Genomic DNA, 13,468 nt, shown 5'->3' on the forward strand with positions numbered 1-13,468 from the left:
AATATAATTCATATAAAGGTACAATTGGAAAAATAGAAAATAATAAAATAAATAGAAGATTTAAAACATCAATTCCTCATCAGAAGATAACAACAGATACATCGGAATTTAAAATATATACTACAGATGAAAATGGTAAATTAATTATAAAAAAGGCTTATCTTGATCCATTTTTAGATATGTTTAATGGAGAAATTTTATCATTCAGTATATCAAATAAACCTAATTTTAAGGCTATCAATGATGCATTAAATAAATCTATCGATGTTACAAAAGATTGCCCTTATAGAAGAACTTTTCACTCGGATCAAGGTTGGGCATATCAAATGAATTTGTATAGAAAAACACTTAAGAATAATAAAATATTCCAAAGTATGTCTAGAAAAGGTACGTGTCTTGATAATTCTCCTATGGAAAATTTCTTTGGAGTAATGAAACAGGAAATGTACTATGGAAAAATATATAAAAGTTTTAATGAATTAGAGATAGCTATAACAGATTATATTTACTACTATAATAACAATAGAATTAAAGAAAAATTAAATTGGCGTAGCCCTGTTAAATATAGAATTGACTATGAATCTAAAATTGCATAAAACAAAAAATACAGGAATGAATTTTCATTCCTGTATAAAGTCCAACTTTTGGGTCTCAGTACATAAGTAATATGCGATATCTTTTTTATAAACATCTTATTGTCCTATATAATTTAAGTTAACTATAGGAAGTCCATATAAAGGTTCTTTCTCACTTCTATCAATTGAAAACTTGTCATTCTTTCCAGGTATAATTTCTAAAACATTTTCTTTAAAATCTTTTTCATCAAAATTCAAACCAAATCCCATAGTCTCCTTCTTACCATATAAATAACAAACTACTTTATTATCTTTCATAAAGACAACTTGGTTTAAATCTCCAACTTCTGATTCTCCAATATTTAAGAACTTATATCCAATAGTTTTATATATTTCTTCTTTTGGAGTTCCTATCTTAAATGCATATGCTTTATCCCATTCAAAAGGTTTTAAACTTGATATGCTCGTTTCTTTTACATCATCACTTATATCCATAATTTTATCATATAAATTCCATTCATTATTACCTATATCTTCTAGTTCTTTTTTACTTTTCTCAAACTGGACTATTTCACTGGACTTATCAACAACATCCCATCCATCTTTAGTTTTTTCTATATTGAAGTTTATCTTAGATATGCATTCACCATGTTTACCAGGCTCTGTAACTATAACATTTTCTCCAGCTTTATTTTTGTAATCATGCTGTTTAATTTGAACATGATTATGCCCTGCCACAATTGCATCTATACCATCAACTTGAGTAGCTAAATCTTGTATTCTATTTCCTGGATGTTTTGGTTTTTTAGGCTTTTCTCCAGTATGAGCAACAGCCACGATAATATCAGCTTTGTCTTTTTCTTTTATGACCTTAACCCATTTTTTAGCATCTTCTACTAAATCGTTCATATATAGTTCTTGATTATAACCTTGCATATCTTTTAAATCTTCATTATCTTCTCCAATTTCTTTTATAGTAAGTCCTAAAATTCCTAATTTAACAGTTCCTTCTGAAGTCTTTAACTCTTTTATAACATATGGTTTTATGTAGCTGTCTCCATTTTGCTTATATATATTTGCTGATAAGACATCTATTTTTTGTTTTTCAAAACTAGATATAATGTTGTCTAAAGTATACTTATTATTAGATACAAACTCGTGGTTTCCAAGGACTACTGCATCATACCCTACATCTTTCATTTCTTTTACTATAGGTACTTCCATATATTTTTTAGAATAGTTATTCTTTCTTATCTTTCTTAGCTTACTAAGATATTTATTCATATCATCAGATGCCCCAAATTCAAAGTCAAAAAAGTCTCCCGCATCAACTAAAGTAACATTCTTGTCTTTCTTTTTTTCATTTTTAACATAATCACTTAACTCATATGGTAAAATTCCATGTAAGTCAGTAGTAGCTAATACACTTATATTTGTCGTTTTTGTAGATGTGCATCCACCTATAAAAATTGCAACTATTCCTATAGTTATATATAATAATTTTTTATTCATAAAATCTCAAAACCCTCTCTTAATCTTAATTCTACTTAGATGTATAAACAAACTTAATCGTAGGACTATTAGTATATGTATTTTCTTCTCCTTCTTCCATTCTAAAACAGTCATTTTTATCAGATCTAATAGTTAAAACTCCATCATTAAAATCTGATTTTTTAAAATCAAAGCTATATGGTGCACACCTTTCCTCTCCACTCATGTATAAGACAACTTCATTTCCATTCATAAATACTAACTGTGGTTCATTACTTTCAGCAATATTTAAAAATTTATATCCAACTGTATTATAAATTTTTTCTCTTGGTGTTTTTGGACTAAACACATATAGTTTATTCCACTTAAACTTCATAGTTTTACCAAAACTTATTTCTTCTCCTAAATTATCTTTTTTATCAAATAATACAGATCCAAATATACCTATGTTGTTGCACATCTCATTTAAAGCTTTTTTACTTTTTTCAAATTGAACTATATCACTTGATTTATCAATAACTTCCCATTTGTCTCCATCTTTTTCTAGCTTTAAATTTATTTTTGAGATACACTCTCCATGTTTTCCAGGTTCTGTTACTATAACTTTCTCTCCTGATTTATTTTTATAATCATTTTGTTTAATTTGAACATGGTTGTGCCCTGCTACAATTGCATCTATACCATCAACTTGAGTAGCTAAATCTTGTATTCTATTTCCTGGGTGTCTTGGTTTTTTAGGTTTCTCCCCAGTGTGAGCAACAGCTACTATAACATCAGCTTTATCCTTTTCTTTCATGACTTTGACCCATTTTTTAGCATCTTCCACTAAGTCTGTCATATACAGTTCTCCCTTAAAACCAGCTTGATCTTTAAGTTCCAAAGATTTATTTTCTACTAACTTTTCCCCATCCCAGTATTTACTTTCTCCAACTTCCTTTATAGTAAGTCCCAGTATTCCTAATTTTACAGTTCCCTCTGGAGTTTCTACTTCTTTTATTACATAAGGCTTTGTATAACTTTCTCCATTTGATTTATATGTATTTGCTGACAAGACACTTACACCTTGTTTTTCAAAGCTAGTTATCATATTATCTAATTCTTTTTTACTTCCTAAAAACTCATGATTTCCAAGAGTTACAGTGTCATATCCGATATCCTTCATTTCTTTTGCTAAAGGCATGTCCCTATATTGTATATTATTCTCTAACCTATCCTTCCCTGTCTGTTCAAAGAATTTTTCCATATCCCCAGATACCCCGAATTCACTATCACAAAAATCACCAGCATCCACTAATGTTATATTTTTATCTTTCTTTTTTTCATTTGCTACATATTCACTTAATTCATTTGGAAGTACTCCATGTAAATCTGTAGTCGCTAATATATTTACATCTGTAGTTTTAGTAGATGTACACCCCGATATTAATAACATACTTGTTATTAATAATCCTCCAAATATTTTTTTATTCATAATGCACCCCTTATTTGTCATTTTTTACCAATATTATTAATTATTCACCATATTTTCTTAATTACCTTTTAACTTAATATTCTAACAATTCAACAAAAAAGGTGTCGTAATCCTTCGACACCTCCAATTAGTTTTATAGATTAAACTTTTCTATAAATTAATTTTTTTCTAAATGCATACTTAAATTTTATAAGTAAAGCTATATAAATAATAGCTGAAGCTATTCCTATATAAAATGAGCATCCAAAAATAATATGAATTGTTGATAATAGAGTATAGTCTATTCCTACATTAAATCCGCCTCTTTCTCCTTTTGAGGTAAGCCCCATTGTATTTCCACCTATATTAATAAGCTCTTCTTTTTTTATATTTTTATCTGTATGTTTATATAGAACCTTTTCATTTCCAGCTGTATATATTTCTAAATATCTTACATCATTAAACTCTTTAGTATTAAGTAAATCATTAAATTCTTTTTCATAGGTTTTTGGATTATATAGGTCTTTTTCACTTACTATAATATCTAACTTAAGGTCTATAATATCTCGTATATAATTAATATTATCATTTATACGACCTCCAAACACCATCATCGACAAACATACTATTAAAGCTAGTATAGCTGTATTTTTGAATATATTTATCATTCTTTTATTTAATTTTTCATTATCCTTTTTACTTTCCTTAAGCGATTTATGTAAATCTTTTAGCATTTCAGTTCCACCATCAAATTGATTTATAGCTTCCCTTTGCGCATCTTCTTCTGAGTATCCATTATCAATAAATTCATTAGTTGATGTTATTAAATGCTCCCTTAATTCTTCTTTTAACTCTTTTACTTCCTTACTTTTATCATTTTTATATAATGACTTTAAATATTCATCAATAATTTTCATAACTTATTTTCTCCCCTTTAAAAATTGATTCATTATGTTTTGGACAAAATCCCACTCTTGTATTTTTATATCTAAAGCGGTTCTACCTTCATCAGTTATGTTGTAATACTTTCTTCTACTTCCTGCCCCTTGTTCATTTCCCCAGTAAGATTTTATCAATCCTTTTGTTTCTAATCTTTTAAGAGAAACATACATTGTTCCATCTTTTAATTCAAATGTAGTTTTATCCCTAACAATTTTAGCTATTTCATATCCATAAGAATCTTTTTCATCTAAAATAGCTAAAATTAATGTATCTATATGCCCTTTTAAAACTTCTTTATTTAATTCCATAAAATCACCTCCGTTCATTAAATACCTCACTATACGATGTAGTTACATAAATATAGTAAATCAAAATACCTCGTATTGCAAGTGTAATTTCAAAACACAAAAATAAAAGGTGTCGCAACCCCACGACACCTTCAATAAAATTTAGTGTAACTTTTCCTACAAGTATGTTATATCTAGAACCTGACTAACCGTTAAAGCCAGCTTTTAGGCTTTAGTGCAGGAAGGTACTAGATATAACATCACATTAAGTTAACTACATTTAAACATTTTTAGCTTCAAAATAATTATCTAGTTCTTCTTCAAAGTTTATATTTTTACTTGAACTATTTACACTTTTTAACTTAAATCTTTCTATAAGTGATTTTAACATTTGTGCTTGTCCACTTAATTCTTCACTAGCAGCTGCACTTTCCTCTGAAGTTGCTGAATTTGTTTGAACTACTTCAGATATTTGATCTACTCCTAGTGTAACTTGATTTATCGCGTTAGCTTCATCTTCAGATGTTTTTGCTATATCATTAACTACTGCAGTTGTTCTATTTGTTGTATTTATTATTCTCTTGAATGAATCAGCTGTATTTTCCACTATTTCATTACCTTTATCAACGGCTTCTATTGAATTTTCAATAAGTGTAGCTGTATTTTTTGCAGCCTCAGCTGATTTAGACGCTAGATTTCTAACTTCATCTGCAACAACAGCAAATCCTTTACCAGCTTCTCCTGCACGAGCCGCTTCTACTGCTGCATTTAATGCTAATATATTAGTTTGGAATGCTATGTCATCTATTGTTTTTATTATTCTAGCTATCTCATTAGAAGTAAATGATATTTCTTCCATGGCTTTTATCATATGAGTCATTTGGTCATTTCCTTCTTTAACTTGCTTACTTGAATTTAACATTAATGAATTTGCTTTTTTTGCATTATCAGCATTTTCTTTAATTTTATCTGATATTTCTGCTATAGTTGCAGATAATTCTTCCACTGCACTTGCTTGTTCTGTAGCACCTTGTGCTAAAAGTTGTGATCCACTTGATACTTGATTTGATGCACCTTCAACTTCTTCTGATGCTAAGTTTATTTGTAACATTATTTCACTTAGATCTTTAGTTATTTTTAAAATAGAACTTTCTATTACTTTGAACACTCCTACGTATTCAGTACTAGTTTCAACATCAAAGTTTCCAGATGCAACTTCTTCTAATACGTGTGTAGTATCCATTATAATCTCTTTTGTCTTACTACTCATTTGACGCATGCTATCTGATAATGAACCTAATTCATCTTTTGATTCATACTCAATATCTATATCAAAATCTCCATCTGCCATTTTATTTGCAGCAGATTCTAATTCTTTGATTGGATTTTGTAATTTCTTTGTTATAAATATGCATATACCAAGACCTGATAAGATAACAACTACACTTATTACTACAGAAGATTTAATAGCTTTTGATGATCTTTCTTTTATCTCTTTATTGAATTCTACACTACGAGCTTTTTCATTTTCGTATATAGCCTTTGCCGTATTTATACATGTATCATAAGCATTATAATATACACTTCCAGATGTTACTGCAATGTGTTCTGCTTCTTTTGCTTTACCTTGATGTATAAGTGAATATAGATTTCCATTTTCTCTTTTTAATGTTTCTAAAGATGTTCCAAGATCCTCAACTAATTTTTTATCACCTAAAGTTTTTTTTCTAAGTACATCCATACTTTTATCAATATTTTCAAAATCTTTTTGTACCAAAGCTTCAAGTTCCTCTGATTTATTTCCTGCAATAGAGTTCATAGTAATTTGATCTATCGATGCTAAATCCCTTCTAATACTCATAGATTCATTGGTTACTTGAAAAGGACCATCAAATAATTGATCGCTTCTATCCGTAGATTTTTTTAAGTTACTTATTAAAAATAAATTTGATAATGCTGTAAAAACTAATAAAATAACAAATGCTAACCCTAACTTTTGTCCTATTTTTAAGTTTTTTAATTTCATATATTTTCCTCCCTGTCCTCTGTTGATTATGATAGCTTTTCTTAAAAAGAAGCGTAATAACTTCTAAATTATAGCCAATTTGATACCATCTACTTATATACGGTTAAAAACTGGAATACTTTAACAAAAATAAGGCATTGCACATAGTGCAATGCCTTATTTTTATTTATGTCCCCCTCCAGTAACTTGATTTAATTCAAACTCTTCATCAATAATTTCAATATCAAAAGCCTGACCAAATCCTTTAACTAATCTTCCACTTTTTATATTTAGTTCAAAAATATCAAAATCTAAACTTTTTAATACCATCATTGTTTGACTTCCATGAAGCTTTTCAAATTCATCTAATATGTAATTGCAATCATTTTGTTTAATCTCTGCTTCACAAGAAAATCTTACTCTTTGTCTTGCAAATATAGATTTGCTTTCATTTTCATCTTCAATTATCATAACTGAACACTCATTATTTTCTAATAAGTTGAAATAATGATTAGCAGCTTTGCTTATATAAATGTATAATTTATTATTTTTCATTATAAAAGGTGCATAACTTACCTCTGGATTACTGTTTTTACTTAATGAACTTATCATTAAACTTTTTTGTGATTTTAATAAATTTTCCATAATGTCTATTCTCCTATGATTTTATATTTAATATTTGCTCAATAATATATAAATATCCTCTAAATCCAATAAACGGCGTGTATGGATATATATTTACTTTCTCAAGATTTGGATTACTTACTTGTATATCTAGTTTAGAATCATGCTTCATATCTATACTAGGTCCATCCCCTAAAAGAATCATTAATTGTTTTTCTTTTAGAAATTTCATCCTTTCGAATTCACTTTGCCCAACTAAAATTTCATCATCTTCACACGTAGTTTTATATAAAATTTCTTTTCTAATTACATTTAATCCTAATTCAGTTAGCATATCATTAAATCCTAAAACAGTATCATAGTCTCCAAATACTGCACAATCTTTTATTTCATTATAGAAATAAAACTTTCTCTTTAATCCAAACATATGCTTTTTAACAAGCTGAACTTCTTCATCAAATTTTGCTTTATTCAAGTCGTATCCTTCAATTTGATTTACTTCTTCTATAAAATCTATAGTGTTCTTTAGTCCGTATAGATTTTTATAAATATATGGTATATTATATTTTTCTTTCATATACTCAGCTGCCTTTAAAGCTTCTTTTCTAACAACTATATTTAGTGATGCTTTTGTTGAATTTTCAATATCTTCTATACTAGAATTAGCTGTAAATACCGTATTTAAGTCTTTATTAAACAGTTCTCTCATTAATCGCTCAAGCTCTTTAGCATCTGATAAATAATTGTATTTATCTATACATCAAATATATTAAATACTAAAATATTATATTTATTAATATCTTTTATATTTTCTTTTACAACTTGAGACGCCAATAGCTTAAGCATATACTCAACACCGACGTTATAATCATCTTTTAAACCGCCAGTAGTTATAGGTATTAGTTTTGCTTTAGTGCTGTCTTTTAACATATCACAAACGCTATTTATATCTGCTCCTATAATAGATGATATAGAAGATGCCATTACAAATATATACTTTGGAGATACGTTTTCATCAATTTCTAATATTGCTTTTTCAAGTCTATCATATTTTCCAAATGTAACATCACTTTGATCCATATGTGTAGAATATACATTTGCTTCATCTTCACCATTTAAACTTCCTATTCCTTCTATTGCATAATGAGTAGTTCCAGCTGGCCCAAACTCTATAACACATGCATCTTTTATAGATGACAAAGTCCATATAATACCCATTCTATCGTTTGCAACTGGGAAATACTTATAAACTTCCATGCATCATACCTCCCATTTTGTTATTTTTCATTTCAAATAATTTAATTAAGTCTTTCATCATAGCTATCGGTAATTCATATCCTATTTTTTGAGCATGAGAATCCATAGTTATTTGCATAAGTCCCTTTTCTCTAAGTAACATAGGATTTTCATGTCCTATATACAAGTCAGCTCCTATAGAATCGTATAAATGTCTTAGTGGCGCAATATTAGCTATTCTACTAACATATGGATTAAATCCTTTTTCTATTAAATTCTTCTTAAATATTTTATCTTGTTCATATAGCTCTCTTACTTGCACAAATATAGGGATAGCCCCTAAGTCACTTAAAAAATCTACAGTCTCAAATGCCATCATTGGAGTATTTCCATATATAAGTTTTTTACCGTTTAATATCTCGCTTAACTTTAAGAATAGTTCATCGTATTCTTTTCTTTGTTCACTTAATTTTTTATTAAAATCTATATCTAATATTTTGCTTAACTTATGATAGTTTTCAAAAATTATATTTTTACTCATATGCTTATCAAAATAAATATAATCAATACCAAACTTTTCTTTCATATATTTTGCAAGATCTATTGCAATCATATCTGTGACAATGTTTAATTTTACATTAGAAGCATTTTTTATATCTTCTATATCACATTTTGAAGGTATAACTGTATTGATTTTTATACCTTGGCTCTTTAAAAGGTTCACTAATTCCGTTTTTTCAACGTCAGATTGTCTATGCCCTAATATATTTACCCCTTCATTATATTTAGGCTTATTCATAGCATTTCCTAATGATTTTAAAGCTCTAGTCATTCCTGGTATATGTGAATTACATTTAAAATGCTCTGTATTTACTACAAATATAGGTATATTAATTTCATCTGATAAACTATACTCTATAGATGAATAATCTTCTCCTATAAGTTCCGGAACACATGTCGTAACTATCATTATTGCATCAGGTTCTTCTATTTCCACAATTTGCTTTATGGCTTTCTCAACCTTTGCTTGAGCTCCAAACACTACATCTTTTTCTTTTAAAGCAAGTGAGTATACACTATCTTTACCCTTTTGCCTATGATATGCAAAATTTTTCGTATAATAAGTACACTCACTAGTTCCAACAACTAACACTGGCATATTTTTTATATAGCTTGCTGTAAGCATAACCCCAAATAATGGACAGTGTGTTCCTGGAAATATTGCATGAGATAAAGACTTTATATCTTTATCTTCATTTATTTCATCTAATTTATTTAAAATGTCTAAACTGTACATAAATCTCAATCTCCTAAGCTATCTTTATAGTCTGTATTGGATGGATCCTTGGTTTATTAGATATAGGATCATTGTCTATATCACATTCTATTTTATAAACCTGTTTTATAGTTTCTTTGTTTATAACCTCTTTTGGGCATCCATCTGAAACTATCTCTCCATCTTTCATAATAACTAATCTGTCACTATATTTACTCGCCTGATTTAATTCATGAAGTACCATGACAATAGTTATATTAAACTTTTCGTTGATTTCCCTTACCAGTTCCATAACTTCTAATTGATATGATATATCTAAATATGTAGTTGGCTCATCTAGTAAAAGTATATCCGGTTTTTGACAAAGGGCCTGTGCAATATAAGCCCTTTGTCTTTCTCCTCCTGATAAAGAATTTATAGGAGTATTTTTATATCTTTTTAATCCTGTATTTTCTATAGCCCAATTTACAATCTCTTCATCAGATTTAGTTTTACTTTCGTACCATTTCTTATGTGGTATCCTTCCAAAATAAACTAGTTCTTCAACCGTCAAATCTCCCGGTGCATCATTATGTTGAGATAATAAGCATACCTTTTGAGATATGTGCTTACTTTTTAAATTTTTTATACTTTCATTTTGTATATATATTCCGCCGCTCATAGGTTTTATAATTCTAGATAATGTTTTTAATAATGTTGATTTTCCACAACCATTAGGACCTATTATAGAAACTACTTCACCTTTATTTATGCTTAGGCTTAAATTTTCGATTATTACTTTTTCCTCATATCCAACTTTTAAATTCTTACAACTAATCATTAAAAGTTACCTCTCTTTCTTAGTAAGTATAAGAAGAATGGTCCTCCAACTATAGACATTATTACACCTACTGGTATTTCTACAGCTCCTCCAATAGTTCTACCTAATGTGTCTGCAACTAATAAAACTATACTTCCTAAAATCATACTAAATGGTATTGTAAACTTATGATCACTTCCCATTATCATTCTTGATATATGAGGAACTATAAGACCTACAAAGCTTATAATTCCAACTACTGCTGTAGACGTAGCTGCCAAAAATACAGCTACTCCTGATATCAACAGTCTAGTTAAGTTAACATTAAACCCTAAGTTAGTAGCTGAATCATCCCCTAGTTGAAGTACATTCGCACTTCTTATAAGAAATAATGATACAACTAATCCTACTATTGAATATATAAATAGCATTTCAACATCTGCCCAAGTCTTAGTAGCTAAACTACCATTTAACCAAAGCATAGCGCTTTGTATTCTATCACTATACATAGTTGATAAATATGAAATTACACCTCCTAATATAGTGTTTATAGCAACACCGGCTAGAACTATCCTTCCTGGCTTTAGTCCATTTTTATAAGCCATTAAAAATACTAATATGCAAGCTATAGCTCCACCTATAAATGCAGCAATAGGAAGTATTCCCGTATATTGTGGTAACAGTAGCAATATAAAAATAGCTGCTACACTTGCTCCACTTGAAACTCCTGTTATTCCAGGGTCTGCTAGCGGGTTTTTCATAACTGATTGTAAAAGAACTCCACTTACAGCTAAGTTAGCTCCAACTAATGCTGCTAATATATTTCTCGGTAATCTCATTTTATAAACTATTGTAGTCACCATTTTATTATCATTGTTAATTAATGCATTTATGATCTCTGTAAAGCTTAAGTTAACACTTCCAACAGTGGTTAAGAGTATTAGTAGTATAAGTAGTAATACTAGTGATAGACCTATTGTTAAATATCTTTTATTAATTTTCATAATTAATTACCGTAGAAAATTTCTCCAAGAGTCTTTATAGCTTCTTTTACTTGTAAGTTTGCTGATACATTGAATACACTTGGGTCTAAATCTATTACTTTATTATTTTTAACTGCATCTAACTCCTTATATGCTGAGTTTTTATCAAAAGCCTGGTCAAATGCCTTTTTAGTTTGTTCTAACTCGCCATGAGCAAATCTTAGTATATAGTCTGGATTTTGCTCAAGTATTTGCTCTAAACTAAATTGTATATATGGTGATTTAACATTAGTATCTAAATTGTTAGCTATATTTTTAGCTCCTACTGTTTTAGTTAAATCCCCTAGGTAAGATGTATCTGTTGCAAGCATGAAGTTTTCTCCTCCACCAAATAAAATTGCTACTGTTGGAGCCTCTCCTTTTTTATTAGCCTTAGCTTCTTTTTCTACATCTTTTAATTCATTTATAAGTTTTGTAGCTTCTTTTTCTTCGCCTATTTTAGCTCCTAGTTTTTCTATACTAGATAAAAAGCTTGTGTATGTACTTGTATCAAAGAAAAATGTGTTTAAATCATACTCCTTCATACTCTTTTCAACTTTTTCCTTAAACATATTGTCCATAACAAATAAATCTGGTTCTAAAGACGCTACAATTTCTAAATCAGGACTCATAGCTTGACCTACTTGTGGTAGATCTTTATATTTTTGAGGTAACTCCATCTTTGTTGTAGGAACACCAATAACTTCTGCCTCTAATTTATCTAATACTTGAGTAGCTGATACAGTAGCACTTACTACACTCACTTTTTCTTTCTCTTCTTCTTTTGATTGCCCTGTACTTGAAGCTTGGCAACCCGTTAAAAATAATGCTGATACCATAAAAACTGACGCTAATTTTCTAAATTTCATAATATTTTCCTCCGTATGTATTTTTAAATTTTTTATCCTATTACTTTTTTAGCTAAATCCAAATAAACATTAGCCATGTCGCAATTTTTATCTTTTTCTATAACTGTTTTTCCATCGTTTTCTGATATTTGTACCATTTTTTCTCTAGGTATATAATGGAAAACTTCACTATTTATTTCATTTGCTAAAGTTTCAACTAAATCTATTTCATCCTCAACATTTTTAGCATTTAATATCAACCCCTTAAGGGATGCATATCCCCTATTTTTAAATTGATTTACGGCAGTTGAAATATTGCTTGCTGCATACATAGACATCATTTCTCCAGAAGTTACTATATATACTTCTTCTGCGTATCCATTTCGGATAGGCATTGAAAATCCTCCACATACAACGTCTCCTAAAACGTCGTATATAACTATGTCTGGATTATATTTTTCAAATGCACTAAGTTCTTCTAACTTTTCAAATGCAGCTATTATACCCCTCCCTGCACATCCAACACCAGGAGTTGGCCCTCCTGCCTCTACACAAAGTACTCCGTTATATCCTTCAAATACTATATCTTCTAACTCAACTCCATCACCTTTAGTATTCATGACATCTAAAACTTTTGGAATAAATTTCCCATTCATTAAATTTTTAGTAGAATCCGCTTTAGGATCACACCCTATTTGCATAACTTTATATCCTAAACTAGATAAAGCTGCTGATAAATTCGAAGTAGTGGTAGATTTTCCTATTCCACCCTTCCCATATATAGCTATTTTCCTCATTGACATTCTCCTTAACTTATTTCATAATAGTAATATGTTGTTTTTATTTGATATCAATTATCATTCACAATTACATTATATTATCTATAAGATTTTAATTCTTTAGCTATAGTTTT

At 28.9% G+C, this 13,468-nt stretch carries 14 protein-coding genes; 1 reads left to right on the forward strand and 13 read right to left on the reverse strand.

Annotated features, from left to right (window positions below; genetic code table 11):
- A partial coding sequence (locus VN21_RS14540) for an IS3 family transposase (RefSeq protein WP_046823898.1) occupies positions 1–596 on the forward strand: 596 nt, incomplete at its 5' end.
- 96 nt (positions 597–692) lie between these two features.
- On the opposite strand, the gene VN21_RS14545 is transcribed toward VN21_RS14540, so the two are convergent.
- From VN21_RS14545 to VN21_RS14600, 13 genes are all read right to left on the reverse strand, one after another.
- Entirely contained in the window at positions 693–2,087 is a 1,395-nt protein-coding gene (locus VN21_RS14545; protein ID WP_046823899.1) for a metallophosphoesterase, read from the reverse strand.
- A gap of 31 nt (positions 2,088–2,118) precedes the next feature.
- Entirely contained in the window at positions 2,119–3,537 is a 1,419-nt protein-coding gene (locus VN21_RS14550; protein WP_052952085.1) for a metallophosphoesterase, read from the reverse strand.
- A gap of 140 nt (positions 3,538–3,677) precedes the next feature.
- Positions 3,678–4,433: a permease prefix domain 1-containing protein gene (locus VN21_RS17960; protein ID WP_052952086.1), complete on the reverse strand. Its 756-nt coding sequence runs from the start codon at positions 4,431–4,433 to the stop codon at positions 3,678–3,680.
- A gap of 3 nt (positions 4,434–4,436) precedes the next feature.
- Positions 4,437–4,766 carry a PadR family transcriptional regulator gene (locus VN21_RS14560; protein ID WP_021430747.1) on the reverse strand — a complete coding sequence of 110 codons (330 nt, stop codon included), beginning with the start codon at positions 4,764–4,766 and terminating at the stop codon, positions 4,437–4,439.
- 259 nt (positions 4,767–5,025) lie between these two features.
- Positions 5,026–6,771 carry a methyl-accepting chemotaxis protein gene (locus tag VN21_RS14565; RefSeq protein WP_046823901.1) on the reverse strand — a complete coding sequence of 582 codons (1,746 nt, stop codon included), beginning with the start codon at positions 6,769–6,771 and terminating at the stop codon, positions 5,026–5,028.
- A gap of 162 nt (positions 6,772–6,933) precedes the next feature.
- Positions 6,934–7,395, reverse strand: a complete 462-nt coding sequence (locus VN21_RS14570) for a HugZ family pyridoxamine 5'-phosphate oxidase (RefSeq protein ID WP_046823902.1) — start codon at positions 7,393–7,395, stop codon at positions 6,934–6,936.
- 13 nt (positions 7,396–7,408) lie between these two features.
- Positions 7,409–8,131 (reverse strand): nitrogenase component 1, encoded by a 723-nt coding sequence (locus VN21_RS19275; protein ID WP_264303203.1) that lies wholly within the window; start codon positions 8,129–8,131, stop codon positions 7,409–7,411.
- Positions 8,128–8,631 carry a nitrogenase component 1 gene (locus VN21_RS19280; RefSeq protein WP_200898165.1) on the reverse strand — a complete coding sequence of 168 codons (504 nt, stop codon included), beginning with the start codon at positions 8,629–8,631 and terminating at the stop codon, positions 8,128–8,130. The genes VN21_RS19275 and VN21_RS19280 overlap by 4 nt, the downstream gene beginning before the upstream one ends.
- Positions 8,618–9,907, reverse strand: a complete 1,290-nt coding sequence (locus VN21_RS14580; protein WP_046823903.1) for a nitrogenase component 1 — start codon at positions 9,905–9,907, stop codon at positions 8,618–8,620. Before VN21_RS14580 ends, VN21_RS19280 begins: the two co-directional genes overlap by 14 nt.
- A gap of 13 nt (positions 9,908–9,920) precedes the next feature.
- Entirely contained in the window at positions 9,921–10,706 is a 786-nt protein-coding gene (locus tag VN21_RS14585) for an ABC transporter ATP-binding protein (protein ID WP_025161485.1), read from the reverse strand.
- Positions 10,706–11,689 (reverse strand): FecCD family ABC transporter permease, encoded by a 984-nt coding sequence (locus tag VN21_RS14590; protein WP_046823904.1) that lies wholly within the window; start codon positions 11,687–11,689, stop codon positions 10,706–10,708. Before VN21_RS14590 ends, VN21_RS14585 begins: the two co-directional genes overlap by 1 nt.
- Before the next feature lie 2 nt (positions 11,690–11,691).
- Entirely contained in the window at positions 11,692–12,576 is an 885-nt protein-coding gene (locus VN21_RS14595) for an ABC transporter substrate-binding protein (protein ID WP_046823905.1), read from the reverse strand.
- Positions 12,577–12,608: 32 nt separating this feature from the next.
- Positions 12,609–13,352, reverse strand: coding sequence for a nucleotide-binding protein (locus tag VN21_RS14600; RefSeq protein WP_046823906.1), 744 nt, complete (start codon positions 13,350–13,352; stop codon positions 12,609–12,611).
- Between the last annotated feature and the right edge of the window lie 116 nt (positions 13,353–13,468).

The organism is Paraclostridium benzoelyticum (assembly GCF_001006285.1).
GTDB classification, from domain to species: domain Bacteria; phylum Bacillota; class Clostridia; order Peptostreptococcales; family Peptostreptococcaceae; genus Paraclostridium; species Paraclostridium benzoelyticum.

Coding starts and splice junctions, on each gene's coding strand:
- VN21_RS19280 (WP_200898165.1), bottom strand. CDS start 8,631: ATGGAAGTTTATAAGTATTTCCCAGTTGCAAACGATAGAATGGGTATT.
- VN21_RS14595 (WP_046823905.1), bottom strand. CDS start 12,576: ATGAAATTTAGAAAATTAGCGTCAGTTTTTATGGTATCAGCATTATTT.
- VN21_RS14545 (WP_046823899.1), bottom strand. CDS start 2,087: ATGAATAAAAAATTATTATATATAACTATAGGAATAGTTGCAATTTTT.
- VN21_RS14565 (WP_046823901.1), bottom strand. CDS start 6,771: ATGAAATTAAAAAACTTAAAAATAGGACAAAAGTTAGGGTTAGCATTT.
- VN21_RS14570 (WP_046823902.1), bottom strand. CDS start 7,395: ATGGAAAATTTATTAAAATCACAAAAAAGTTTAATGATAAGTTCATTA.
- VN21_RS14560 (WP_021430747.1), bottom strand. CDS start 4,766: ATGGAATTAAATAAAGAAGTTTTAAAAGGGCATATAGATACATTAATT.
- VN21_RS14600 (WP_046823906.1), bottom strand. CDS start 13,352: ATGAGGAAAATAGCTATATATGGGAAGGGTGGAATAGGAAAATCTACC.
- VN21_RS14590 (WP_046823904.1), bottom strand. CDS start 11,689: ATGAAAATTAATAAAAGATATTTAACAATAGGTCTATCACTAGTATTA.
- VN21_RS14550 (WP_052952085.1), bottom strand. CDS start 3,537: ATGAATAAAAAAATATTTGGAGGATTATTAATAACAAGTATGTTATTA.
- VN21_RS17960 (WP_052952086.1), bottom strand. CDS start 4,433: ATGAAAATTATTGATGAATATTTAAAGTCATTATATAAAAATGATAAA.
- VN21_RS14580 (WP_046823903.1), bottom strand. CDS start 9,907: ATGTACAGTTTAGACATTTTAAATAAATTAGATGAAATAAATGAAGAT.
- VN21_RS14585 (WP_025161485.1), bottom strand. CDS start 10,706: ATGATTAGTTGTAAGAATTTAAAAGTTGGATATGAGGAAAAAGTAATA.